At 59.6% G+C, this 757-nt stretch carries 1 protein-coding gene; it reads left to right on the forward strand.

All coding sequences use genetic code 11. From position 1 onward, the window contains the following. Nucleotides 1-102: 102 nt before the first annotated feature. Nucleotides 103-357: a hypothetical protein gene (locus tag ACNPM4_RS18415; protein ID WP_448985903.1), complete on the forward strand. Its 255-nt coding sequence runs from the start codon at nt 103-105 to the stop codon at nt 355-357. Nucleotides 358-757 lie beyond the last annotated feature (400 nt).

The raw sequence follows: 757 nt of genomic DNA on the forward strand, positions 1-757 counted from the left end.
GCATGACGATTGTGAGAGGAACTTGCAGGTAAAGAAACGCCTAGCAGGTAACATCTTAGATCGAGACTATGAGGTCTCGATGAGGGTGAGAAGGAGAACGAGATGATCAAGAAAACTAAGTGGTTTGCGGGTGGCGTGCTGGCTGTTGGGCTCGTAGCGAGCACAATCAGTGCCGGGCAGATCGCAACGGGAGTCGAAACGGGAACGCTGACCTTCGCGTCCGAGTACACATGTCAGCACACCGTTCGAGATGCGATCGCTGATGGGCAGCGGGTTCGCCAGGACTGCACATACGCCGGGCCCATGTTGCTTGGGTGGGCAACCGCCGGCGGGCCGTGGATTGCAGTGATCGGCTGATCTCGAGGGCACTCCTGGCGGAGTGCCCGAAGTTTGATGGAGTCGGCATGCTCTCGTGTCGGCCCCATCAAAACCGCAGTTAGCTGGAGCGGGGGTGTGCCTCCCCAACGACCCCCCATTTCGCACACGGAGGGCGCACGTGCGACCAGAAGTTCCGTGCCCACGAGGCGCATTGGGTCTTCGAGTCTGACGCTCACGCCCCGTGGAGGCGCTGATGTTACGGCCGCATGACGATTGTGAGAGGAACTTGCAGGTAATTAGTTAGTCGTGGATACTTTTTCCTAACCCCCGGTGAATACCCGATATTCGCCTGGACTTTTCAAAGAGGAGATCCCCGCATGCACAAGCGCATTCTTCCGGCCGTGGCGCTCGGCGCCGTGGCCACGCTCGCCCTCCCCGG

It is taken from the genome of Microbacterium umsixpiens (assembly GCF_053543675.1).

Coding starts and splice junctions, on each gene's coding strand:
- ACNPM4_RS18415 (WP_448985903.1), top strand. CDS start 103: ATGATCAAGAAAACTAAGTGGTTTGCGGGTGGCGTGCTGGCTGTTGGG.